This is a genomic window from Bacillus sp. FSL R5-0712 (assembly GCF_038593285.1).
In the GTDB taxonomy this organism is placed as follows: domain Bacteria; phylum Bacillota; class Bacilli; order Bacillales; family Bacillaceae; genus Bacillus; species Bacillus safensis.
The window spans coordinates 1,991,509-2,015,869 of sequence record NZ_CP151981.1 but is presented as its reverse complement, the minus strand read 5'-3'; the positions used below and the strand labels follow the sequence as shown (position 1 = coordinate 2,015,869).

Here is a 24,361-nt window from a genome sequence, read left to right as displayed (position 1 = left end):
ATATATCAATGAAAATAACAGCAATAGAACCAACGCCAAGTCCGAATACCATGAAGGTGATTTTGACAGAAGCACTTGCCGGCGGTAAAAGCAACAACTACAAAAAGGATCAAAAAGATGAAGCACCAGAAATGATCAAGCGTATTTTAAGCATTGAAGGTGTAAAAGGGGTTTATCATGTTGCAGATTTCTTAGCGGTTGAGCGAAATGCAAAGTTTGACTGGCAGGGTATTTTACAACAGGTCAGAGAAGCCTTTGGACAAGAAACAGAAGGTCTTCAGGAAGGATCGCAGTCAGGCGATGACACATTTGGTGAAGTGAAAGTGTTTGTCCAAATGTTTAATGGGATTCCAATGCAGGTCAAACTGTCAGACGGTGAAAGAGAAGAACGGTTTGGCATGCCTGAACGTTTTCAAGCAGCCATTTTAAAGCTTAGAAGCAGCTCAGACAATGTCGTGTTTGAACGTGTGTGGAAAGAACACGGCGTTCGTTTTGGAGAATTTGCTGATATCGGTCAGGAAGTCACAGAGGAGCTGCAAGCAGCCTATGATGACGAGCGTTTAGCCCGATTAACAGAGGCGGTTAAAGAAGGTCAGGAAGCTGTAGATAGACAGGTGAACCGAAAGGCATATGATGTAACAGAAGACATGCTGCAAGAGGAAGATTGGAAAAAACGTTTTGCCCATTTAGAGCAAATGCAGCCAGAGCTAAAGGACATACCTGTTTTAATGAAAGCAATGGAGGATCCAAAAACGTCTATTCGCAGACAAGCCGTTGTGAATGCTGGTATGATTGAAGATCCTGCCATTCTGCCTATTTTATATAAGGGGCTCGAAGACAAAACAGTGACGGTCCGCAGAACGGCTGGCGACTGTATTTCAGACCTTGGTGACCCAAGTGCTAGCGAAGCCATGATCGCAGCATTAAAGGACCCGAGTAAGCTCGTCCGCTGGCGTGCAGCTATGTTCCTTTATGAAGAAGGGGACGAAACGGCACTTTCAGCATTAAAAGAAGCAGAGCAAGACCCTGAGTTTGAAGTCAGTCTTCAAGTGAAAATGGCGATTGAGCGTATTGAGCATGGAGAAGAAGCAAAAGGCTCAGTATGGAAGCAAATGACAGAAAGTAGAAAGAACGCATCAGAATGATGAGATAGATGAACAAGCTGCCAATGAAAAGCAGCTTGTTTTTCTAAAAAGGATAGACAGAAAAATTTTTTTAGAAAAATTATTTTGAATATTGTTGAAATATGCGAAAAAACTCTATATAGTAGTACCAATATAGAATATTGGAGGTCAGATTTTATGACACGAACCTTGCTGAGCGCTTGCTTCAGCAGCCATGTTAGTCATCAGTCATTCATAGGTGGCTAAATAAACAGAAAATTTGTAAAATAAAATCAACTCAAAATCATGCAGTCAACAAGACTTGTAGTATAGGAGGCTTTTTAAACAGATGGCAGAACTACGCAGTAATATGATTAAACAAGGAATCGACAGAGCACCTCACCGAAGCTTGCTAAGAGCGGCGGGGGTAAAGGATGAGGATTTCGGCAAGCCATTTATTGCCGTATGTAATTCCTATATTGATATTGTCCCAGGACATGTCCATCTTCAGGAATTCGGGAAGATTGTGAAGGAAGCCATTCGTGAAGCTGGCGGGGTTCCATTTGAATTCAATACGATTGGCGTCGATGATGGAATTGCCATGGGTCATATCGGGATGAGATATTCATTGCCAAGCCGTGAAATCATTGCGGACTCTGTGGAAACCGTTGTATCTGCTCATTGGTTTGATGGAATGGTTTGTATTCCTAACTGCGATAAAATCACACCAGGAATGATGATGGCAGCGATGCGCGTGAATATCCCGACTGTCTTTGTGAGCGGGGGACCGATGGAAGCGGGTAGAACAAGTGATGGCAGAAAAATTTCTCTTTCTTCTGTATTTGAAGGCGTTGGTGCATACCAGTCAGGTAAAATCAATGAAGAGGAATTAAATGAATTAGAGCAGTTTGGCTGTCCAACCTGCGGATCTTGTTCAGGTATGTTTACAGCTAACTCAATGAACTGTTTAGCGGAAGCACTAGGGATCGCTCTTCCTGGCAATGGAACGATTTTGGCGACATCACCAGAGCGAAGAGAATTTGCGAAGAAGTCTGCAAAACAACTCATGGAGCTTATCAAAAAAGATATTAAACCACGGGATATTGTCACTGAAAAAGCAATTGATAATGCATTTGCATTAGATATGGCACTTGGTGGTTCAACCAATACCGTTCTTCACACATTGGCGATTGCGAATGAAGCAGGTGTTGAATATTCACTTGAACGTATCAATGAAGTAGCAGAACGTGTGCCTCATTTATCAAAACTTGCTCCAGCTTCAGACGTTTATATTGAGGATTTACATGAAGCAGGCGGCGTTACAGCAGCACTAAATGAATTGTCTAAAAAAGAAGGAGCTCTTCATTTAGATACAATGACCGTCACTGCGAAAACGCTTGGCGAGAACATTGCGGGGCATGAGGTAAAAGATTATAACGTCATTTATCCAATTGACAAGCCATTTACTGAAAAAGGCGGCTTAGCCGTTTTATTTGGAAACCTTGCGCCAGATGGAGCCATCATTAAAACGGGCGGGGTACAAGACGGGATCACACGCCACGAGGGACCTGCCATCGTATTTGAATCCCAAGAAGAAGCCCTTGAAGGTATCATTAATAGAAAAGTAGAAGCAGGACATGTTGTCATCATTCGCTACGAAGGACCTAAAGGCGGACCTGGCATGCCTGAAATGCTTGCACCTACTTCACAAATTGTCGGCATGGGACTTGGACCAAAGGTTGCTTTAATAACAGACGGACGTTTTTCCGGCGCTTCTCGCGGATTGTCTATTGGACACGTCTCTCCAGAGGCAGCTGAGGGCGGCCCGCTTGCCTTTGTTGAAAATGGTGACCATGTCGTTGTCGATATTGAGCAGCGCATTTTAAGCGTAGATGTTCCAGAGGAAGAATGGGAAAGAAGAAAAGCAAACTGGAAAGGTTTTGAGCCAAAAGTAAAAACGGGTTATCTTGCTAGATATTCAAAACTTGTGACATCAGCCAATACAGGCGGCATCATGAAAATTTAATCTGATATCGAACATTTGAAAATTGGCTCTCTCTATAGTATCCTTTATTCACAACATAAGGATTATAGAGGGGGCTTTTTTATGTCAATGGCATATGAAGAATATATGCGCCAGCTCGTTGTACCGATGCGTCAAGAGCTGACAAGTGCAGGATTTCAAGAACTAACAACGGAAGAAGAAGTAGAACAAACGATGCAAGAAGCAGAAGGAACGACATTTGTCGTTGTCAATTCTGTATGCGGGTGCGCTGCCGGCTTAGCACGCCCAGCTGCTACACAAGCTGTGATGAAGGCAGAAAAAACACCAGATCGAATTGTCACAGTTTTTGCTGGTCAGGACAGGGAAGCAACGGCAAAAATGAGAGAATACTTCACAGGGGAAGAGCCATCGTCTCCATCTATGGCACTTTTAAAAGGAAATGAACTCGTTCATTTTATTCCGCGTGACGAAATTGAAGGTCATGAAATGGAAGACATCATGAACAACGTCTTATCTGCATTCGAAAAACATTGCTAATACACATGTTGAAATGTCCTGTAAACAAATCAGGGCATTTTTTCTTGATCATGATGGAGGAACTGCATGCTTATCACAACAAGCTTTAGAGCAAATGAACAAACAATTGAAACAGCAAAAGCCCTTGCAGAGGATTTACATGGTGAGTATGTTGAAAGGCGCAAACAATCTGTCAAGCAGCTTGCGATGAAACGAGGAGATGTCCTTGTTGTGGGGAAGGAAAGATTCGAATGGTATCAGCCAAATGGTGAAAAGTTCTTCTTCCATCCAAGCTCAGCGATGTTCAGGGTGAAGCGGCTCATGCGCGGAGAAAAGGATCCTTTAATCGAAGCCACGCAGCTTCGGCCAGGCGATTCCTTTTTAGATTGTACGCTTGGTCTAGGATCAGATGCCATTACAGCCAGCTTGCGAGTAGGTCCGAATGGAAGGGTCATTGGTATCGAAAAGAATCCCATGACAGCATTGTTAGTCCGAGAAGGATTAAACACATGGGAGACAGGGGTAAGAGAGGCAGATGAAGCGATGAAACGGATATCTGTTGTAAGTGGAGACAGTATCGAGCAGCTAAAAAAGCTCTCTGATGAATCAATTGATGTCGTCTATTTTGACCCGATGTTTGAGGAGGCGATTCAAGAATCTGCAAGTATCGCTCCGCTCCGTCATGCGGCAGAGTACCACTTTGATCACGAAACAGCCGTCCAAGAAGCGCTGAGAGTAGCGAGAAAAAGAGTGGTTTTAAAAGATCATTGGAAAAGCACCCGATTTCAAGCAGACTCCTATCAATTTCACGTTTTAAAACGAAAAACAGCCCAATTTCATTATGGATATATTGAGAAAGAAAAAAGCCCTCGCTAAAGGTTCAGCTGTGCAGACAATTCTTTTTAATTCCTTGTCAAGCATCTAAAAAAGCCCTTATTCAGGGCTTTTAATCTGTAATCTCCATATAGACAAAATAAAATAATGTCAGCAAGGAAGCCGTAATAAAAAACCCTTCAAGCATACCCATTCCTCCCAAATTTTAGTCGCCTTTACTGCCATTGTAAACGTTTTATTATAAAAAAGAAAGTCTCAAATCGGTGACCAAATTGAATGACTGAAAATTCATTATATGCTAGAATAGCAGTATGATAACTTATGGAAGGAATTAGATATCATGAAGATGTGGATGAGAAAAACGCTTGTTGTGCTCTTTACGATTGCAACTTTTGGTTTAGTCTCTCCTCCGTCGGCTTTGATGACAGACAAGCCCTCTGAACTTTCTTCATCTGATAAAACGCCTTATACAGCTGTTTATGATACATCAGATGAATTGCGCAGCTGGGAACGAACGCAAGAGGAAAGCAAAGAGCAGATAGACCCCTTTGAGCAATATAAGCAAGAGGTGCTGTCAAGTGCAGAAAATCAATCCTTTCTCAAATTTGGCCGTAAAATCACACCTGTCATTGAGGACGAGTACAGAGAAGAAATTCAGCCGAAGATTGAACAAGTGTTAACCGACTATTTAACAAATTTCAAAGATGACGAAAAATTTCAAGATGTTGTGATAACTGATCAGCCTTCAAGCGGAAATGGCGAAAAAATCTTCCACATTTACAACCGCAAGACTGGAGAAGATTTGCTCCGTTTTCATGTCAGAAGAGATCAGCCGCCTCACAGCGGATATTGGTTTAACTTTCATTACCATACAGCAGAAGATGGATTCCAGACGCATCATGAACTCGGTAATATTTACTGGGATAAAAACACCCCGCCGAGCTGGATGAGCCACTAGAAGGAGATGTCATGCCAATTGAAAAAATATACAATGAACGAAATGGTGCAGATTACAAAACAAATGTTAAACGATCGCGGAGTGAAAATTGAAGATATCGCACACATTGTGCTGAAGCTCCAAGAAAAATATCATCCAAACCTTCCACTTAGTGTCTGTATTGAAAATGTTGAAAAAGTGCTGAATAAAAGAGAAATTGTCCATGCAGTTTTAACAGGACTTGCCCTTGATCAGCTGGCAGAAAAAAAGCTTTTGCCAGAACCTTTACAGCACTTAGTTGAAACAGATGAGCCGCTATATGGAATTGATGAGATTATTCCGCTTTCCATTGTCAATGTATATGGATCAATCGGTTTGACCAACTTCGGTTATTTAGATAAAGAGAAATTTGGTATTATTCGTGAATTAGATGAAGGCCGTCCAGGTGAAGTGCATACTTTCCTTGATGACCTAGTCGCTGCACTTGCCGCAGCAGCTGCAAGCCGGATTGCTCACTCACACCAAGATATTAAGGATGAAGAGCAGGAACGAGTGAATCAAGTATAAAAAGAAAAACATGTCTGCTCATCATGCAGGCATGTTTTTTTGGTTTCAAGAAAAGCTGAAATAAGGTAAACTACAACAAGAACATAAATAAAGGATGAAAAAAATGAAACAATACAAAGAGTTATGCCGTCATGTATTACAGCACGGGGATGAAAAAGGTGACAGAACGGGTACAGGTACAATCAGCACGTTCGGTTACCAGATGAGATTTGATTTACAGGAAGGGTTTCCTCTTTTAACCACAAAGAAATTACACCTGAAATCAATCATTCATGAGTTGCTTTGGTTTTTAAAAGGTGATACAAATGTCAAATATCTTCAAGAAAATGGTGTCCGGATTTGGAACGAATGGGCAGATGAAAATGGAGAGCTGGGCCGTGTATACGGGGCGCAGTGGAGATCATGGGCGAGCGGAGACGGCGAGACAGTGGATCAGATCGCAAAGCTGATTCATGATATTGAGCACAACCCGAATTCAAGACGACTGATCGTCAGTGCTTGGAACCCGGGGGAAATTGATCAAATGGCGCTGCCTCCTTGTCATTGTCTGTTTCAATTTTACGTATCAAACGGGAAGCTTTCCTGCCAGCTATATCAAAGATCGGCAGATATCTTTTTAGGCGTGCCATTTAATATCGCTTCATATGCTCTTCTAACGATGATGATTGCCAAAGTCACAAATCTTGAGCCAGGAGAGTTTATTCATACACTCGGAGATGCTCATATTTACCAAAATCATCTTCCACAGGTGAAAATGCAGCTAGAGCGCGAAGAACGCACTCTTCCTACGCTTCGTATTACGAGAGATGTAAAAAGCATTTTTGATTTTACGTTTGATGATTTTGTGCTTGAGAACTATGATCCGCATCCGCATATTAAAGGAGAAGTCAGTGTATGATTTCCATGATTGTGGCGACAGGAGATGACAGAGTCATTGGTCAAGATAATCAAATGCCTTGGCATTTACCAGCAGATTTAGCGTATTTTAAAAAAGTCACAGGCGGTCATACGATTGTCATGGGCAGAAAAACCTTTGAATCGATTGGACGAGCGCTGCCTAACCGCCGAAACATTGTGCTGACCACAAGTTCTTCTTTTAAAGCAGAAGGATGCGAGGTTGTTCATTCAATTGCTGACATTTTGGCAATTGCGGAGAGCGAGACAGAGCTATTTATCATTGGCGGGTCTAAGCTGTATGAAGAAATGATGCCATATGCGGATCGTCTCTATATCACGCACATTCACCATGCGTTTGAAGGAGACCGCTATTTCCCGTATTACAATGAAGATGAATGGACGATTGTATCACGCGAAAAAGGCCATCGTGACGAAAAGAACCCCTACAATTATGAATTTGTCGTCTATGACAAAAAAGGATAAGTGAGTAGGAGGAGTACGGTTGTTTCGTTATTGGTTTTTAACGATTTATGTTGTTGTATCCTTTTTAAAAAGTATGAGGCATTTGTACGATCATGAATTAACGGATCCACGCATTTCCTATACGAAACGAATGCATCTCATTCATGAGTATGCAAAAAGATTTGCCCGGGGATGTATTGATCAATCAGGATCAGTCATGACCATTCATCAGCAAAAGAAGCTGCCAGATGGCCCGGTTATTTATGTCACAAAAGAGCTGAATCCAGTCACGACGACATTATTGATCGGCCACCTAGAGAAGCCATTTGCTTTTATGGCAAAGCCGAAGCTCTTTCGGTATCCGATTATAAAACAATGGCTCAAAAAAATGGCGGTCATTCATCAGAATCAAACGGATGAGGTCTTATTAGAAGAAGCAAAGGAAAGAATCATGTCTGGGCAGAGTATCTTGCTTTCAGAAGCATATCGTCACATTGCAGAGGCGCTTGCTGAAGAATACGATTGTCCGCTTGTACCGATTGAAACGAGCGGAACGGATCGTCTTTTAACTGGGAAGATCGTGAAAAGACTGCGTCCTGTTAATGTTGATATTCATATTAAAGCTCCTGTCATGATCAGTGATTACGCACAAATGCGTGCATAGAAAAAACCAGCATCCGAATAGTGGATGCTGGTTTTTTTTCATGCAGCAGGAACGTTCACACAATAGAATAAAATACAGAAGAACATCGAGGCGCTGCCGCCGAGAACAAAGCTGTGCCAAATCGCATGATGATAGGGGATTTTCCGCCAAATATAAAAGATGGTTCCGACCGAATATAAAACGCCGCCTAACAGTAAGAGGCCAAATCCTGCACCTGTTAATTGGATATAAAGCGGTTTGATGGCAATGATGATCATCCAGCCCATTAATAAATAGACAAGGGTAGATACGATAATAAAGCGTTTGACGAAAAAGATTTTAAAGACAATCCCACCAGCAGCAAGCGCCCATACAATCGCAAGGAGTGTATAACCCAGTGCACCTTTTAGAGGTCCAAGTAAAAAGGGTGTATATGTACCAGCAATCAATACATAAATAGCCGAGTGATCGAGGATTTCAAAAATATCTTTTGTTTTTTGGTGCCGAATGCTATGAAGCAGGGTTGAGCTTAAATAGAGTAGCAGCATGGATGCACCAAATATCGAAAAGCTGATAATGTCTGTGACGGTGCCGTATTGAACAGCGAATAAGACGAGAAACACAATAGCTGGAATGGATAAAATAACACCAATGCCATGTGTAATGGCGTTTGCAATTTCTTCTTTTACAGTAAACAATGGATGTCCTCCTTTTATTGAACCGGTATATAACCATCAAGCGACTTCAGGAATGAAAGACCTTCAAGTGTAATCTTCGTTCCGGCCCTGCCTTTTCCTTTCGTCACGTATGCTTTTTTCTCAAGATCATCTAAGCGGTTTCGCACCTGCTGAGGGGTCAGCGGGATGTCTCCTTGTTTGCTTAATTCAGACAAGATACGCCTGCTGGCTGCTTCTCCTTTTTCATTGAGAGATTTAATGGCTTCCAGCAAGAAAACAAACTCTTGTTTTTCCATTAGTGTGAGCTGGTGTTCTTCCTTTTTTCCTTTTAAGGCTGAGGGAAGGGGTGCTAACACAAAGGGCGGTAAATGATGTAAAAATACCGTGTGGCCCTCGAGTATAGACGCAGCGTAATGAACAATATTTTTGAGTTCTTGGACATTTCCTTCAAATGGATACTGCTGCAAGGCCTCCCAAACACTTGGATCAATATCAGGTGCCATGTTCAGCTTTTGAAAGAAAGCATTTGTTAACACAGGAATATCTGTTTTTCGTTCGGCTAAAGCTGGAAGGGCCAAATGAAGAACATTCAGACGATAAAACAGCTCGGGTAAAAAGGTAGAAGAAACCCTGAGTGCCTCTATTGATAAAGACGAAGAAGCGATTACTTTTGTTGCAGGTGACGTTTCTAGAAAGTGAATGACCTGGTGCTGCATAGAAATACTCAATGCACCGATTTCATCTAAATAAAGAATTTGATTGTTTTTTTCTGTGAAGGCTTTCTGTAAGGTTTCTTCATTCAAGATGGGGCAATACATGTGTGTCAGTGATGCGTGTGGAACAGATACGTTCGCCATTTCTTGGGCGAATAGCGTTTTGCCTGTGCCGATGTCTCCTGTTATCAAGACCGGCTGTTCGTTTTTCGAAAATTGTTTTGCCAGATGAATTGCATGCTTGATATCTTGATGATCTCCATAGATAGACGCGAATGATTGAGTGGCCATTGGGTGATTCCTTTCTTTGTGGTTCTAATTGGTTCAATTGTAACACCCAATTAAAACAAATGTACAGGAAAACGAAAAAGTTTATAAAATTTATGATGGATCGTGATCTATTGGTTTATTTTTTGAATATTCATGTTATAATGACAAATTAAATAAGGTTAAAGAGAAAGGATCTTGTACATGAAACCGTTGCTCAAAGAAAATACGCTAATTCAAGTGAAAGACATCTTAAAAGCCCATCAAAATTTGAAGGATGTAGTCATTCATACACCACTTCAAAAAAATGAGCGACTTTCTGAACGATATGAATGCAATGTCTACTTAAAAAGAGAGGATCTTCAAGTAGTTCGTTCCTTTAAATTAAGAGGCGCTTTTAATAAAATGAGCCAGCTTCCAAAAGATAAACTAGAAAATGGCATTGTCTGTGCAAGTGCTGGAAATCACGCGCAGGGTGTTGCCTATTCTTGTAAATATTTAGGCATCCACGGGAAAATCTTTATGCCTGCTACGACGCCAAGGCAAAAAGTATCACAAGTGGAGCTGTTCGGAAAAGAATATGTTGAAATTATCTTAACCGGAGATACGTTTGATGATTCGTATCATGAAGCCGTAAAATGCGGAGATGAAGAGAAGCGCGAATTTATCCATCCGTTTGATGATCTGGATGTGATGGCAGGACAAGGAACGACTGCTGTCGAAATCTTAAATGATATCGAAGTGGAGCCTCACTTTTTATTTGCAAGTGTCGGAGGTGGAGGTCTGTTATCTGGTGTTGGTACATATATCAAAAATATCTCACCAGAAACCGAAATCATTGCAGTCGAACCGCTTGGCGCAGCTTCACTGCATGCCTCGCATGAGAAGGGCGAGGTTGTGACACTTGATTCGATTGATAAGTTTGTAGACGGAGCAGCGGTTCAGCGGATTGGCGAAAAGACGTTTACATCGCTTCAGTCTGTTGTCGATAAAATCAGTCTTGTACCAGAAGGGAAAGTATGTACAACGATTTTAGAGCTGTATAATCAATGTGCAATTGTAGCAGAACCGGCTGGCGCATTGCCGATCGCAGCATTAGATGCTCATCGCGAGGAGATCAAAGGGAAAAATGTTGTCTGTATTGTCAGTGGAGGAAATAATGACATCGGCAGAATGCAGGAAATCAAAGAACGCTCGATGATCTATGAAGGGCTTCAACATTACTTTATTGTCAATTTTCCGCAAAGAGCAGGAGCGCTTCGTGAATTTTTAGATGAAGTGTTAGGGCCAAATGATGATATCTCACGCTTTGAATATACGAAAAAGAATAACCGAAGCAAAGGTCCTGCGCTAGTCGGCATCGAATTGAAAGAAAGAGATGACTATGCAGCGCTGATTGAGCGGATGGATAAAAAAGGATTCCACTATGTTGAAGTGAATAAAGATCAAGATTTATTCCACCTATTTATTTAGGCTTAACAGATAATTGGAAAAGAGGATTGATCGTTTGTGCTGCTCAAAACAATATGTTTTAGACGGATGGATGGAGCTCAGATCAAGGTAACAGAAGTCCCTGTTCTAAAGGGAGATGAGACGTATCGTTTCATGCTCACCTTTAGACTTGAAGCTTTCTTGAAAAAAGTCTATGTATCTAAAGGAAAGAGAGCTGTGTACTCTTTCAGAGAGGATGTGAAACGTAACGTCAAGTGGAGCACATATGAACAGATCTATCAGGAGCCTACATTGAAACACAATGCGTAAGCAGAAATCTTTGTCAAAAGGGGGAAGCAGCCATTTTGAAATGGCTGCTGCTCAGTTTGGCAAGGATTTTTTTCGTGACAAGAAGAAAATGTGACAATTTCAAAAACGTTAGGTCAGTTGTTTTCAAGTGTGCAGGAAATAAGGTAATATCATAAGTAAAGACTAAGACAGCAAGGATGAGACGATAGTGAAACAAATTAAAATTGTAACAGATTCAACTGTGGACCTTCCGCAAGAAAAAATCAATGATCTTTCCATTCACGTGATTCCGCTCAATATCTCCATTTCTGGAGTTGATTATATTGACCGAGTGAATATACAGCCAGATGAATTTATTGAAAAAATGGAGGCCGCTGAGGAACTGCCGAAAACGTCTCAACCTGCGATCGGTCAATTCGTCGAATTATATGAAAAGCTGACGGCAGATGGAAGCGAAGTGATCAGTATCCATTTAACTGGTGGAATGAGTGGTACTGTTCAAACTGCTGAAAGCGCTTCGAAAATGGTAGATGGAAATATCACGGTGATTGATTCGAATTTTATTTCCTATGGATTAGGATTTCAAGTCATCAAAGCAGCAGAACTAGCCAAAAAGGGTGCAAGCCGTGAAGATATTATCACAGAATTAGATAAAATCCGTCATCAAACAAAGCTATATGTCACGATCGATACATTAGAAAATCTCGTCAAAGGCGGCAGAATTGGAAGAGGAAAGGCGCTCATCGGCTCACTTCTTCACATCAAACCTATTGCCAGCTTAACAGACGGGGTATATACGCCAGAAGCGAATGTGAGAAGCTACTCTGCGCTTGTCCGCCATCTGACAAAACAGTATGTACAGGCGGTGAAGGGAAAAACAGTTCAAGCCATTGGGATCGCACATGCAGATGCATTAGAACTCGCTGAAAAGCTAAAAAAAGCGCTGCTTGATCACACACCTGAAGCACTGATTGACATTGCCTACACAACACCGATTATTTCGTGTCATACTGGAAAGGGCGCAATAGGCTTTACTTTTTATACCGATTGATAGAAAAAGGGGATGGACATATCATGTATAGAAAAAGGGGAGCCTTACTTGGTGCGCTTATGATGGTAAGCGTGCTTCTTTTAGTCTCATGTTCAAATGGACAAATCAAGGATGCTTTAAATTATCAAATAGAGCCGTTTGAGTTTGAAAACCAAGATGGCCAAAAGGTGTCATTGGATGATTTAAAGGGGAAAGTATGGGTCGCTGATTTTATTTTCACAAGCTGTGAAACGATTTGTCCGCCGATGACTGCTCATATGACAGAGCTGCAAAAACGGTTAAAAGAAGAAAAATTGGATGCGCATATCATTTCCTTTAGTGTGGACCCAGAGGTCGATTCACCGAAAAAGCTAAAGGAATTTGCAAAAGCCTATCCATTGTCCTTTAAAAATTGGGATTTTCTCACTGGGTATTCACAGTCAGAAATTGAAAAATTCGCAATGAAAAGTTTTAAAACCATTGTAAAAAAACCTGAAGATGAAGACCAAGTGATTCATCAGTCCCTATTTTTTCTTGTCAATCAAGATGGGAAAGTGATGAAAAACTATGATGGCGTGCAAAACACACCTTATGATGACATCATCAAGGACATCAAAACGCTGAACCGAAGCTAGCATAAGGATGTTCAAATGGGCGAAAACATGATACACTTTTTTAATCAGAAAAAGGAGGGACATCATCGTTTGAAGGCTCGTTTGATTTTGATTGTGATGTCTCTAGCTTTTGTTCTTTCTGCATGTTCCGCGCAAGAGGCTGGCATAAAGGATAAACTAGAAGACACACCAAAAGTAAAAGAACATATTACCATCGCAGCGGTTGGAGATTCCTTAACAGAAGGAATCGGAGATCAAGATAAAAAAGGCTATGCAGGCATGACCCGTGACAAGATAGAAGCAGTGGACGGCGTGCAGTCTGTCACATTAAAAAACTATGCTATTAAAGGCAGTAGAACAGTAGATTTATTAAAAAGATTAAAAGAAAAAAAGGTGCAGGACGGACTGAAAGACGCTGACTATATTTTCTTTACGATCGGCGGGAATGATCTCATGCATGTTGTCCGTCAAAATGTGCTTAATTTGACGTTTGCTCCTTTTCAAAAAGAGCAAGGTCCTTTTGAAGAGCGCTTTAAAACCATTCTTGCTCAACTGAGAGAACAGAATGATCATGCGAAAATCATGTATGTCAGCATGTACAATCCTTTTAAATTCAGTTTGTCTGAGCTGCGAGATATTGATGAAGTCGTTCAAGACTGGAATGCCGCTGCCAAAAAGGAACTCAAAAAAGACGGCAATGCGGATATGGTCAATGTAGCAGATTTATTTGAAGAAGGTTCTGATGAAAAATTACTGGCAGAAGATGATTTCCACCCAAACCAAAAGGGGTACTCTCTTATGGCAAATCGTTTATTCTCCGAAGTGAAAAAAGAAGGGCTGCCGAAGGAATAGGGTGAAACAGATGAAAAAATGGAAAAGCTTATTTTTTATTTTACTTGCAATCAATCTATTGATTGTGATTGGCTGCGGTATTTTGATGCTGCTGCCAGGCGGTCAATCCGCTTCAACCAAAGAAGTGAAAAGCGAATATGCTTTTAATATATCCAGCTCAAAGGAATCACTCACCAGCTTTGTGAATGATTATTTGAAAAATCAAGGATCAAATGATATGCCAGACTTTCATGTAGCAATCGATCAAGATGTGAAAGTAACAGGCGCAATTAAAGCTTTCTCTTCAACGATTGATGCAAACGTCTCATTTACGCCAACTGTTGAAGATAATGGTGATGTGCTTTTGAAAGTGGATGACTTTTCAATTGGACAATTGAGCATTCCGATTAGTTTTGTTTTAAGCTACATGGGTCAGTTCTATGAGCTGCCAGAGTTCGTTCATGTAAAACCGGATCAAAAAACGGTTGAAGTGCGTCTTTCAGAAATGCCGCTGACGAATGATATGTATGTAAAAGCAAACAAAATTGATCTACAGAACGATGAAATTGAATTTTCATATTATCATCCAAAGCAATAGAACGTGTGAGTCAGGAGTGTTATCATGAAGCGAGTCTATCAATATTTTAGTTTACTGTCGTTTTTATTTGCTGCGTACTTCGGCATAACAGCTGCCAATGCTTTAAAAGCAGAAAATATCGATCAGTTTTACTTAAATATTGCCTACTGTGCATTATTTCTTGGCACGATGATTCTTGCTTTTGATTTTCAAAAGCAAGAAAAAGCTGAAGATGTCTCGTAAGGAGCCTTTTCCATTTTAGGAAAGGCTCTTTTTTATAGTTGCCGAGACAAGACCACCTTTGCCATAAGTTCAGGTTCTCCGTTCGCAAAACCATGAAGCAGGATCAGGTATGCACGCTTTGTTTGCAGATGAACTTTTGGGATATCAAGCAGTACACTTTGAGTGTCGGCGGCTTTCAATTCAAAATGATATTTATTTGGAGAGAAATGATGAATGTGGGTGCTGTTTACATAATCAAGCTCCTTCGATATGATCCCTTGGTCTCGTTCATATATATCTATAGAAGGAAGGTCCGGAGACAGCTGTACAAATGTAAGTGCTGACAGGTCTTCTTGTTTAATCAAAGGAGTCTGCTGCTCAGTCAGCAGTGCAAAGCCTGCACGGGCACCTGTGATACATAATGTGTAGACCTCGCCGCTCTTAAATCGAATGCGGGAATGAAGAATTCTCTCATTTGTAGCCAGTTTGAACACTTCTATTTCATACATTCCCTCATCCCACTCCATATAAGCGGTCAAATGGCTGTAAGGCATTGGTTTCATTACCTGCTTCCGGTTCACATAAACAGCGAGCTCACTGAGATCTGGTGCAGCGTGAAATAATCGAATAAAGGCTTTTGATGAAGGGCTGCTTTGAAGATGCTCGTAGGTGCCAGCGAATGGCCGATATGGAAAGTCATGATAAAGGAGCTGCTGCATGTCATCAATCCCTTCTTTCTCATGCAATGGTGTTTTTTGTAGCGTATGCATGAAAAAGACGATCTGTATAGGCAAAAGAAGCATAGAAAAAAGCCTGACGTATTCCGTCAGGCCGGCATGTTAAGAAGGAGAAGAATATTGATGATATTCAGCTAGTTTAATGAACGTTTTTTCATCCTCAATTAAACCACAAACACCGCACTGGACTTTCATTTGAGGACCTTGATAGCTCAAGTGAAAAGGAGACAGCTGTTCTCCTTCGTATCTTTCGACAACTGCTCCTGTTGCTGGATCTAGCTTGACAGGTTCTGAAAGCTGCTCAATGAGATTAAAGCGCGTTCTGTTTGTTTTACAGTTTGGACAAAGGTAAGGGCTTGTCATGGTTCATTTCCACCTCTTTTTATCCGTAGCATGTCCTGAGCGCTAAAATCTATGCTTAATCCTTTTGACTTTTATCCAGCTTTTTAAATAATTTGATCATGGTTTTTAGTTCTTCGTCATCAAATGATTCAAATCGCTCCATAAAGTATTCCGTTTTCTTTTTCTCAAAATGCTCAGTAATTTCCTTACCCTTATCGGTTAAGTGGATTTTGATGATGCGGCGGTCCTCTTTTGAGCGGATACGGGTGATCCAGCCTTTTTCTACGAGTGTGTCAGTCACAGCGGTAATATGACTTGCTGACACTCCAAGAATGGAAGCGAATTCCGTTACTTTTTTTGCACCTTGCTCACGCAGCAGATTTAAAATAAGAAATTCATTCCGAGATAATTCGTTTTCGAGCAGGCTGTTAATTTCATAACGGATCTGCTTAAATACGGTTCTCAGTAAAGTGTCCATTTCGTACATCATTTGTTTTCTTTGTTCCAATCATTAAACCCCCATTATATTTTAAAGATACGACGTAATGCTTTCTTTTATTTTGGTATACAAGTCGTATCATTTTCATTATTTTTTATCATGTTATAATATGATGATACCATTTTTTAAATGAAGGGGGCACTAATATGTCTGAAAAACAAGAATTAGCCACATTTGCAGGAGGCTGCTTCTGGTGTATGGTTAAACCTTTTGATGAACAGCCGGGCATTATCAAAGTTGAATCAGGGTATACTGGCGGACATACAGTGAATCCGACCTATGAGGAAGTATGTACAAATACAACGGGACATAGAGAAGCGGTTCAAATTACGTTTGATCCTGACGTGTTTCCATATGAGAAGCTGCTAGAGCTGTATTGGCAGCAAATAGACCCAACAGACGATGGCGGGCAATTTGGCGATAGAGGGGAATCTTACCGTACAGGTATTTATGTTCATCATGACGAGCAGCGAAAGCTAGCTGAAGCATCGAAAGAGCAGCTGAGCCAAAGCGGGATTTTCAAAAAGCCAATCGTTACAGAAATTTTAGACGCAGGTCCTTTTTATCCAGCAGAGGAATATCATCAGCATTATTATAAGAAAAACAAAATGCACTACGAACGATATCATGTCGGTTCGGGCAGAGCCGGTTTTATTGAGTCCCATTGGAGTGATAAATAATGGCAAATGAAAAAGAAAAGCGTATAAAAGAATTAAATCGCATGCAGTACGAAGTCACGCAAAATAATGGCACAGAGCCGCCATTTCAAAATGAATTTTGGGATCATAAAGAAGAAGGTATCTATGTGGATATCATTTCAGGAAAGCCGCTTTTTTCTTCTTTAGATAAGTTTGATGCCCACTGCGGATGGCCAAGTTTTACAAAACCGCTTGAAGAGGAAGAAGTAGCAGAGAAGGTTGATACGAGTCATGGAATGGTGCGGACAGAGGTTCGCAGTAGAACAGCTGATTCTCATCTAGGTCATGTTTTTCCTGATGGACCAGGGCCAAACGGTCTTCGGTATTGTATTAACTCAGCCGCTTTAAAGTTTATCCCAAAGGATGATCTTGAAAAAGAAGGCTACGGGGATTTGAAACATCTATTTGATTGATCCATTTAAAAATCGTCACATGGAAAGCATCTGCTTCCGTGTGACGATTTTTTATTTTTTATGATGTGTATGATGTAATTGTTCGATGATATGGAATAGCTTTTCTTTGGTAATGAGCGGTGCTTCTTTTGAGGTGTAATTCGTTAAGTCGACTTTTTGAAAGGCAGGGTGCAAATGTGGTCTCGGTAAAATGGCATAAAATTGTTCATGTTCAAACAGTGCATCTGCTTCGTGCGGAAATGTGAGCTCCTCGTGAAGCTTTTCGCCAGGTCTTTTTCCGACTACAAGAATATCCGGAGATTTAGCATTGATTTGAGCGGCATATTCATGAAACGCTTTTAGGAGATCGGCAAGCTGTAAGGACTCCATCTTGAGAATGAAGGTTTCGCCGCCTTTCATCATGATTGCTGCTTGAAGTGTGAGGGAAACAGCCTCTTCAATGGACATAAAAAAACGTGTCATATGAGGATCAGTCACGGTCAAAGGTTTTTCATTTAATAGCTGCTGGAGCATGATCGGAATAACGGAACCTCTAGATCCAAGCACATTGCCAAAGCGTACAGAGCAAAACCTCGTTTTTTGATTCGGAATACTTTCGTTTGCTTGGAAAAATAGTTTTTCTGAAATCAATTTTGTTGCACCCATGGCATTCGTTGGAGAAACCGCTTTGTCAGTGGAGATATTGACGACATGACTCACTTCATGTTCGAGAGCGGCTTCAATGACGTGCTGCCCGCCGATGATATTCGTTTGAACAGCTTCGAACGGATTATCTTCACAAGTAGGTACTTGTTTTAAGGCCGCTGCATGGAAAATGATATCCACACCCTTGACGAGCTGTCTCACGCGGCTTGCATCCCGGACATCTCCTAAAGCGAATACGACCTCTTGATGATTTGCGTACTCATTTTTCATCATGTATTGTTTGCTGTCATCTTTACTGAAGACGATTATCTTCTTTGGAGAGCAACTTGTTAATTTATTCACGATTTGCCGGCCGATTGACCCCGTACCGCCTGTAACCAATATTGTTTTGTCACGAAAAAAGGTCTTCAAAGTCGTTTCTATCTGTTTGGACATATCTAATCCCCCAACTCTCAATTCTCTACTTTGCATCATATGTGAAAGAGCGGCATTCGTTTGAGGAAAAGAACCACTTCATGTATAAATTAGGTGAACAAATTATAACCATCTGCTTGTCGTCTTAATAGAATATGGAGAGATAAGAGATCAACTAGAAAAACGAGAGACCTGAATACTTCAGTACTGCGGTCAGCTCGGGCAGAGAAGAAAATTGTAGGGAGCTGTGCGCGAGGGGAGAAGAGAAGACATGTATAGGGGAAATCGTATTTTAGCCATGATACCTGCATTTAGAAGTCACGACAGCCGGCATGATGAACACATACGCATATTGGCTGAGAGGCCGCTTATCTATTGGACCATTCAGCCGTTACTGCAAATGATTGAATTAGATGAAGTCATCGTCTCCTCAGAGGATGTCAATACGCAAATCATTTCATCTCACTACGGAGCAAATGTGATTGAACTGCCAAGCACACATGTGACAGATCAAACGCCGTCACTGTTAGCTGTGAAGCATGCGCTTGCTTATTTAGAGCGGGAGGGAAAAACCTTTGATATTGTGCTGTATCTGCATCCAGCGTCTCCTCTAAGACAGCCGGCAGATATCGAGAAGTGCTTGCAGCTTTTAGTGGAGGGGGGATATGACTGCACCGCATCTTTTACAGAGGCGTTAGAAAACCCAAATGAAACTTGGACACTGCATGAAAACAATGAAGCTACTTTATATAAGGACAATCATTACTTTTTCATGCCAAGGCATGAGCAGCCATATACGTATGGCCGGCTAAATGGTGCGGTATATGCTTTTCATGCTCATTATGCCAAAGAATGCATTCATTCCTTTTTAGAAGGATCTGTCGGAGCATATATGATGGATCACACGCAGTCGCTTGTGGTGAAACAGGAGGCAGACCGGAAAGAGGCGGAGAAAATCTTATTAGCTCGCCGAGATGCGGAAGATCATGCATAAGCTGGCATTCAACGAGAAAAAGCGCCCAGTTATAGGGCGCTTTCAGCGTGTAGACAAACCCTCGCATTCGGTGTCAGGTCTGCGCTCCGGTGCTCACGAATGTCAAATTCGCTCCGCTCCGGTACTCGCCCTTCCTACACTGCAAAGGCTTTCTATCACGCTGAAAAGAAGACAAAGGGCTAAAATCAAGAACATTTTAGCCCTTTGTCAACAATTTGAAAGCGCCCAGTTATAGGGCGCTTTTTACAATGTCATAAAGCCTTTGCGGCATCGTATCAAATGTATTCCAGCGAACGGCTTGCTCATAGTTGTTCAGTGCGGCCGCCTTTCTTTCACCTGCATTTGATCCATAGTATTCCACCTGTTTTATCAAATCATCCTCATCTTTGTAAAAAGCAAAGCTTGAAAAAGCAGGCGGTGGATGTAGATCCGTCAATTGAAAACTTCCAGTTGCAGCAATGTCAAATGCTCTGTTATTGAGGCTCATATTTTGAATCATGGCTTTGTTTTTGTTATACGCAAATTGAGCCGGCCTATGCGGATTCAGAACAATTGCTGTCTGCTGATAGATGTCCGCCATTTGCTGAGGACTCAGCCAATTCGTTATCAGTGTGAAATCACGATAATGTCTCCGTGATTTATTTAAGTGACGGTGCCATTCCTTACCTGCAACGAGAATACGCCATTTGTTTTGCTGCAAGAGTGTATCGATGGCTTTGATGCGGTTGGGATAAGGGTAGCCAATGAGAGCAATGTCATACGTGCACATCTCTTCTGGCGATTCATTTTTCTGAAAGACACGTGTATTTGCCGGAATGGGAAAGTAGTGCGTATTTAGAGCGCCTAATTGTTTATAAAATGGCAAAACCCCTTCATCAATCGTTAATATAAGCTGAGCTTCATGTGCGCAAGCAGCTGACACATCTGTATAAAAGGGATCTTCTGTCATCCAAAGAACAATCGGGATTTTTTCTTGTTTGAATTGATGAAGTACATCTTTCGGAACATGATCACCGATCATCATCAAAACAAAATCCGGAGAAAATGTCCGGATTTTGTGCATGTTAGTGGGTAGAGATTCTCTATCAATCTTTACACATGAAAAGGGGGAATCAATGAAGCTTTCTTCTACCCATTGATCAAACATGTGATAGATTCCGCCGTAGCCAGAACTGATATAAAGAAGCTTCATGATGATCCTCTCACATTAAGATGTGAATGTAACACTTTCAACTTTATCTACATCTAATAGAGTCGTTGCTGAGCCTGTAGGTGTGACAGAGCTTTCTTGTGTAACAAATACAACGCCTGTTGAAGCATCGAATGATACAAATTGAACTGGCCCAATTAAATCTCCTGAGTCAGTGACAATGCTAATGACTGTTCCTGGTGCAAGTCTTGCAAAGATCCATCTTGCTGGCTGAGATACATCGAGTGTTGTAGCAGAATCTGAAGGTGATGCCTCAGCTGCCACTTCACTTAATAAATCGTTCAATTTTTCTTCCATTTGAACTCCTCCTTCTTCGAGATTAGCTGTTAATGCATGAGTAATTGGTTTGAAAAACACTTTCAATAGTTCCTTTTTTAATTCAGCACGCTTTTCGCTCATTTTTTCCCCATCCTTTCTTCATCAATTCAAACTCACCCCTATGTATATGCCGTTCATTTTTTTTGGCATAAGCAGAACGCTGATTCCTGATCTTTTTTTCATTTAATCACTTCACACATTTTTAAAAATGTTTTCAAATGCTGAGGCTAAATGAAGTGGCGCTCATACTCTAGTAAAGATTAAATGTGAAGAGAGAGGGATTATGAATGGAATTTGAACAATTATTAGATGGTTGGAACGAAGAATTACTAGAGTCGGAAGGAGTGCTTGAAGTTATCTTGATTTTACTTCTTCTTCGTCTTTTAGAAGAAAGTGGGGAAGAGAATGTGTCAGACATCAAAGAATTACTTCGTCCATGGCTTGAGCTTGGCATTCCAGTGCCGCGTGTTCATTTAGTCAATGGAGATGTACTTCAAAACGTGGTTGTCGTGCAATTGTTTGATACGGTTGCAGTCTTTAAAAACGCGACAAATCAGCTAAGAGTGAGTGTTCCTTATGTGAACATTGTCAGCTGGGGGGCTTTTTAATCTAATCAAAAAGGATAATGATCATGAAAGTATCGGTGATTTTAACAAGCTACAATAAACCAGATTTCATTGATCGTGTGCTAAAGAGTATGGTAGATCAAACGTATCCGCATTGGGAGCTTTTGATTATGGATGATGGCTCAGAAGAGGGCACCATTCAAAAGATCCAGCCCTATTTAAGTGATGAACGCATTCAGCTGTATTCGCACACAGTTCATCCGGTAAAACGGCTGTTAACCGCACGATATGCGACGCTTATTAATGAAGCATTAACCCGTATAACAGGTGAGCTCATTTGTTATTTAACCGATGATACCGTGTACCATAAAGATCGTTTGCTTAAAATGGTGGATGTTTTTCGGTCGAAGCCTCACATAGATATTGTGTATTCCTCGCAGCGGGTCGTGCATGTTGATCAGCATTTAGTGGAAACGATGAGTTTTATTCGAGAAGCAGATCAAATCTTAGAGCATGCGTCCTTTCAAGTGGACCATTGTTCGGTCATGCACAGAAGCTGCTTGCTTCCACTGATTTATGAAAAATACGGACAATATTGGGACGATGAGCCAAAGCACTGGCATCATGCAGATTCTGTATTTTGGATGAGGCTGAATCACTTCGCTGCGTTTTTTCCATTAAAAGATGTACTGGATACAACGTATAAAACGCCTCATTCCTTTCATCATCTGTTTTCGAGTATGCCGTATGATTTAATTGACGGAACGGTCATTGAAAAAGAAGGAGATTATTATCAAATCGCAGACGGGAAACTTCATGGAATTGAAAAACGCTGGATCAATGAAAAGAACAGGCGTGCGATCCGTGTTCCGCTGTTATGTGAGATGAAATATGAAATGAAAGAGAAGCTGGCAGTACCCAATTATACAGTTGTCACCGCAGATTATGGGAAAACGTTCTTTTATATTGAAGATCAGAAAAAAAGACGGTTTGCTTCAAAACGTGACGTGCAATATTTTCAGTTTCACCCAAAGGAGATCTATACGATTTCAAATGATCAGCTCCAGGCATTTGAGGATGGCAGCATCATTCAAGCTTCTCCAGTTTTCAGTCCGCCAAACAGGCGCCTGTTTAAATGGAAACAAGATGTTTATTTACTTGTGCATCATACCTTTTGCCGAATTGATCCTGAGGTCGTGAAGCGATTTGCTTTTTATCATCAGCCGATTAAGCTGTACCCATCCCAATTTGCGTTTTTTCAGGAAGGAAAGCCGATTGTGCCGCTGTATAGGGAATCGCTGCAAGAATTCGATATGTCTCTTTATCAAACATCCGGACGAAAGCACTCCTCATAAGAGGGGTGCTTTTTTCGCAATGATTGCAGGAAGTAGAAAGGAAAAAGCGAAACATGAAAAGGACAGGAACCTTTAAGAAATGATCAAGCCGCTGAAAACTTGGCAATTGATGCCGGTTTTTTGGCACTGAAAGTGAGGGGGAAAGAATGGGGAAGGTTGTCGAAAGAGCAGATTGGTTTGAATTGATTTTAGAAGCTATTGATGAAGCCATTCACGTTGTAGATGATCGAGGGATGACGATTTTTTACAATCATAATGCCGCTAAGTTTGACTCTTTAAAAAAAGAAGAGGTGATTGGCAAGTACATCCTTGATGTGTATCCCTCTTTAACTGAAAAAACAAGTACGCTCATGCATGTGTTGCGAACAGGAAAGCCCATTTATCATTCGCTGCAAACCTATTTGAATAAAAATGGAGAAAGGATTGAAACAGTGAACACGACATTGCCTATTATCGAAGATAACGAGTTAATAGGCGCGGTCGAAGTCGCAAAAGATGTTTCAAAGCTGTCAGCCCTTTCCAATCGTTTAGATCAAAAAAAGCGGACACAAGATGCGGCTGAGGCCGTACAAATGCATGATTTTGCTTCATTTTTAACAAATGATCCGCTTTTAAAAGAAATGCTTGAAAGGGCAAAAAAAGCAGCTGCTTATCCATCATCAGTTGTTGTCTACGGGGAAACAGGGACAGGAAAAGAAGTGCTCGTTCAAGCCATTGTCCATGAATCTGATCGAAAAAATCAAGTGTTCATTCCGCAAAACTGCGCAGCACTCCCAGAATCATTACTTGAAAGTTTATTGTTCGGATCTGTCAAAGGGAGCTATACGGGCGCGCTTGATCGCAAGGGACTTTTCGAATTAGCTGATGGGGGCACACTTTTTCTTGATGAGCTGCAAGCGATGCCGCTCACGCTGCAGACGAAATTATTACGTGTGTTAGAAGATGGCGTGGTGCGCCGCATCGGTGATGCAAAGTCCATTCAAGTGGATGTTCGGCTCATTACTGCGCTCAATATGGACCCATTCGAAGCAGTGAAAAAGCAAATTTTAAGAGAAGATTTATTTTATAGACTGCATGTATCATCTTTTCATATCCCGCCGCTTCGTGAAAGAAAGCAAGATATCACGCTGCTATCCCGCCACTTCATTCAAACCTATCATCAGCAGTTTTCAAAAAACGTTACACGCCTTTCTGAAGAAACGGAACGATTGTTTATGGCGCACCACTGGCCTGGGAATGTCAGAGAATTAAAACATACAATAGAACATGCTGTGTTGATGATGCCAAAGGAAGCGGAAGAGATCATCCCTCTATACCTTCCGGCTCATTTACGTGAGCAAAAGCTGGAAAAAGAAACATCTGAATCCTCCTTAAAAAATCAAGTGTCTTCATTTGAACAAACATTGATTCAAGAAGCTTTACATCAGCATAATGGGAATATTAAAAAAACCGCCGCTGCTTTAAAAATCCCTCGACAAACGCTGCAATATAAATTAAAGAAATATGCAGATGCCGAAATCTAGGCACAGCATCCA

General features: G+C 41.2%; 30 protein-coding genes. 22 read left to right on the top strand and 8 right to left on the bottom strand.

Going from position 1 to position 24,361, the window contains the following annotated elements; genetic code table 11:
* Positions 1-8: 8 nt before the first annotated feature.
* From NSU11_RS10025 to NSU11_RS09985, 9 genes are all read left to right on the top strand, one after another.
* Entirely contained in the window at positions 9-1,145 is a 1,137-nt protein-coding gene (locus NSU11_RS10025) for a conserved virulence factor C family protein (RefSeq protein WP_034623507.1), read from the top strand.
* Positions 1,146-1,452: 307 nt separating this feature from the next.
* Positions 1,453-3,129, top strand: coding sequence for a dihydroxy-acid dehydratase (gene ilvD, locus NSU11_RS10020; RefSeq protein WP_024422739.1), 1,677 nt, complete (start codon positions 1,453-1,455; stop codon positions 3,127-3,129).
* A gap of 81 nt (positions 3,130-3,210) precedes the next feature.
* Positions 3,211-3,645: a BrxA/BrxB family bacilliredoxin gene (locus tag NSU11_RS10015; protein WP_024422738.1), complete on the top strand. Its 435-nt coding sequence runs from the start codon at positions 3,211-3,213 to the stop codon at positions 3,643-3,645.
* 66 nt (positions 3,646-3,711) lie between these two features.
* Complete coding sequence (locus NSU11_RS10010; RefSeq protein ID WP_039179379.1) at positions 3,712-4,500, top strand: class I SAM-dependent methyltransferase; 789 nt, start codon at positions 3,712-3,714, stop codon at positions 4,498-4,500.
* A 298-nt stretch (positions 4,501-4,798) separates the two neighbouring features.
* Positions 4,799-5,416, top strand: a complete 618-nt coding sequence (locus NSU11_RS10005) for a YpjP family protein (protein WP_025093100.1) — start codon at positions 4,799-4,801, stop codon at positions 5,414-5,416.
* 18 nt (positions 5,417-5,434) lie between these two features.
* Positions 5,435-5,962, top strand: a complete 528-nt coding sequence (locus NSU11_RS10000; RefSeq protein ID WP_024422735.1) for a phosphatidylglycerophosphatase A — start codon at positions 5,435-5,437, stop codon at positions 5,960-5,962.
* Positions 5,963-6,065: 103 nt separating this feature from the next.
* A complete protein-coding gene (locus NSU11_RS09995) occupies positions 6,066-6,860 on the top strand; it encodes a thymidylate synthase (RefSeq protein ID WP_024422734.1) in 795 nt (264 codons plus the stop codon).
* Complete coding sequence (locus tag NSU11_RS09990) at positions 6,857-7,342, top strand: dihydrofolate reductase (RefSeq protein WP_034623511.1); 486 nt, start codon at positions 6,857-6,859, stop codon at positions 7,340-7,342. The genes NSU11_RS09995 and NSU11_RS09990 overlap by 4 nt, the downstream gene beginning before the upstream one ends.
* 19 nt (positions 7,343-7,361) lie before the next feature.
* Positions 7,362-7,985 (top strand): 1-acyl-sn-glycerol-3-phosphate acyltransferase, encoded by a 624-nt coding sequence (locus tag NSU11_RS09985; protein WP_342493571.1) that lies wholly within the window; start codon positions 7,362-7,364, stop codon positions 7,983-7,985.
* Between the two features lie 38 nt (positions 7,986-8,023).
* Here the strand turns inward: NSU11_RS09985 and NSU11_RS09980 are convergent, their stop codons facing one another.
* On the bottom strand, positions 8,024-8,662 hold the full coding sequence (locus NSU11_RS09980; protein ID WP_034623514.1) for a hemolysin III family protein: 639 nt from the start codon (positions 8,660-8,662) through the stop codon (positions 8,024-8,026).
* 14 nt (positions 8,663-8,676) lie between these two features.
* Complete coding sequence (locus NSU11_RS09975) at positions 8,677-9,645, bottom strand: sigma 54-interacting transcriptional regulator (protein WP_034623516.1); 969 nt, start codon at positions 9,643-9,645, stop codon at positions 8,677-8,679.
* Between the two features lie 180 nt (positions 9,646-9,825).
* Between NSU11_RS09975 and ilvA the strand changes: the two genes are divergently transcribed.
* The 7 genes from ilvA (at position 9,826) to ypmT (ending at position 14,656) form a co-directional block, all read left to right on the top strand.
* Complete coding sequence (gene ilvA / locus NSU11_RS09970) at positions 9,826-11,094, top strand: threonine ammonia-lyase IlvA (RefSeq protein ID WP_025093104.1); 1,269 nt, start codon at positions 9,826-9,828, stop codon at positions 11,092-11,094.
* 36 nt (positions 11,095-11,130) lie between these two features.
* Positions 11,131-11,382, top strand: a complete 252-nt coding sequence (locus NSU11_RS09965) for a YpmP family protein (protein ID WP_024422728.1) — start codon at positions 11,131-11,133, stop codon at positions 11,380-11,382.
* A gap of 187 nt (positions 11,383-11,569) precedes the next feature.
* Positions 11,570-12,412: a DegV family protein gene (locus NSU11_RS09960; RefSeq protein WP_024422727.1), complete on the top strand. Its 843-nt coding sequence runs from the start codon at positions 11,570-11,572 to the stop codon at positions 12,410-12,412.
* Positions 12,413-12,471: 59 nt separating this feature from the next.
* Positions 12,472-13,026 (top strand): SCO family protein, encoded by a 555-nt coding sequence (locus tag NSU11_RS09955; protein ID WP_029706009.1) that lies wholly within the window; start codon positions 12,472-12,474, stop codon positions 13,024-13,026.
* A 69-nt stretch (positions 13,027-13,095) separates the two neighbouring features.
* On the top strand, positions 13,096-13,857 hold the full coding sequence (locus NSU11_RS09950) for an SGNH/GDSL hydrolase family protein (RefSeq protein ID WP_024422725.1): 762 nt from the start codon (positions 13,096-13,098) through the stop codon (positions 13,855-13,857).
* 10 nt (positions 13,858-13,867) lie between these two features.
* Entirely contained in the window at positions 13,868-14,434 is a 567-nt protein-coding gene (locus NSU11_RS09945) for a YpmS family protein (RefSeq protein ID WP_024422724.1), read from the top strand.
* Between the two features lie 24 nt (positions 14,435-14,458).
* Entirely contained in the window at positions 14,459-14,656 is a 198-nt protein-coding gene (gene ypmT / locus NSU11_RS09940; RefSeq protein ID WP_024422723.1) for a protein YpmT, read from the top strand.
* A gap of 32 nt (positions 14,657-14,688) precedes the next feature.
* Here ypmT and NSU11_RS09935 read toward each other — a convergent pair whose 3' ends face one another.
* The 3 genes from NSU11_RS09935 to NSU11_RS09925 all read right to left on the bottom strand — a co-directional run bounded on the left by NSU11_RS09935 (position 14,689) and on the right by NSU11_RS09925 (position 16,222).
* Entirely contained in the window at positions 14,689-15,405 is a 717-nt protein-coding gene (locus NSU11_RS09935; RefSeq protein ID WP_342493570.1) for a DUF4397 domain-containing protein, read from the bottom strand.
* A gap of 69 nt (positions 15,406-15,474) precedes the next feature.
* Positions 15,475-15,735, bottom strand: coding sequence for a hypothetical protein (locus NSU11_RS09930; protein WP_024422721.1), 261 nt, complete (start codon positions 15,733-15,735; stop codon positions 15,475-15,477).
* A 55-nt stretch (positions 15,736-15,790) separates the two neighbouring features.
* Positions 15,791-16,222, bottom strand: coding sequence for a MarR family transcriptional regulator (locus NSU11_RS09925; RefSeq protein ID WP_007500780.1), 432 nt, complete (start codon positions 16,220-16,222; stop codon positions 15,791-15,793).
* A 137-nt stretch (positions 16,223-16,359) separates the two neighbouring features.
* Between NSU11_RS09925 and msrA the strand changes: the two genes are divergently transcribed.
* Entirely contained in the window at positions 16,360-16,893 is a 534-nt protein-coding gene (msrA, locus tag NSU11_RS09920; RefSeq protein WP_024422720.1) for a peptide-methionine (S)-S-oxide reductase MsrA, read from the top strand.
* Positions 16,893-17,324, top strand: a complete 432-nt coding sequence (gene msrB / locus NSU11_RS09915) for a peptide-methionine (R)-S-oxide reductase MsrB (protein ID WP_185854491.1) — start codon at positions 16,893-16,895, stop codon at positions 17,322-17,324. Before msrA ends, msrB begins: the two co-directional genes overlap by 1 nt.
* 51 nt (positions 17,325-17,375) lie before the next feature.
* Here the strand turns inward: msrB and NSU11_RS09910 are convergent, their stop codons facing one another.
* The gene (locus NSU11_RS09910; protein ID WP_311163911.1) at positions 17,376-18,404 is read right to left on the bottom strand and encodes an SDR family NAD(P)-dependent oxidoreductase; all 1,029 of its coding nucleotides are present in this window, start codon (positions 18,402-18,404) and stop codon (positions 17,376-17,378) included.
* A gap of 250 nt (positions 18,405-18,654) precedes the next feature.
* Here NSU11_RS09910 and NSU11_RS09905 point away from each other — a divergent pair, with 250 nt between their 5' ends.
* A complete protein-coding gene (locus NSU11_RS09905; protein WP_283859472.1) occupies positions 18,655-19,377 on the top strand; it encodes an acylneuraminate cytidylyltransferase in 723 nt (240 codons plus the stop codon).
* A 229-nt stretch (positions 19,378-19,606) separates the two neighbouring features.
* Here the strand turns inward: NSU11_RS09905 and NSU11_RS09900 are convergent, their stop codons facing one another.
* Entirely contained in the window at positions 19,607-20,569 is a 963-nt protein-coding gene (locus NSU11_RS09900; RefSeq protein WP_024428314.1) for a DUF3880 domain-containing protein, read from the bottom strand.
* 15 nt (positions 20,570-20,584) lie between these two features.
* The gene (locus NSU11_RS09895) at positions 20,585-20,986 is read right to left on the bottom strand and encodes a hypothetical protein (protein ID WP_024422714.1); all 402 of its coding nucleotides are present in this window, start codon (positions 20,984-20,986) and stop codon (positions 20,585-20,587) included.
* A 206-nt stretch (positions 20,987-21,192) separates the two neighbouring features.
* Here NSU11_RS09895 and cgeC point away from each other — a divergent pair, with 206 nt between their 5' ends.
* The 3 genes from cgeC (at position 21,193) to NSU11_RS09880 (ending at position 24,349) form a co-directional block, all read left to right on the top strand.
* Positions 21,193-21,513, top strand: coding sequence for a spore maturation protein CgeC (gene cgeC, locus NSU11_RS09890; protein ID WP_024422713.1), 321 nt, complete (start codon positions 21,193-21,195; stop codon positions 21,511-21,513).
* Between the two features lie 17 nt (positions 21,514-21,530).
* A complete protein-coding gene (locus NSU11_RS09885) occupies positions 21,531-22,826 on the top strand; it encodes a glycosyltransferase family A protein (protein WP_342493569.1) in 1,296 nt (431 codons plus the stop codon).
* Between the two features lie 146 nt (positions 22,827-22,972).
* Entirely contained in the window at positions 22,973-24,349 is a 1,377-nt protein-coding gene (locus NSU11_RS09880) for a sigma-54-dependent Fis family transcriptional regulator (RefSeq protein WP_044335165.1), read from the top strand.
* The last annotated feature ends 12 nt before the right edge of the window (positions 24,350-24,361 follow it).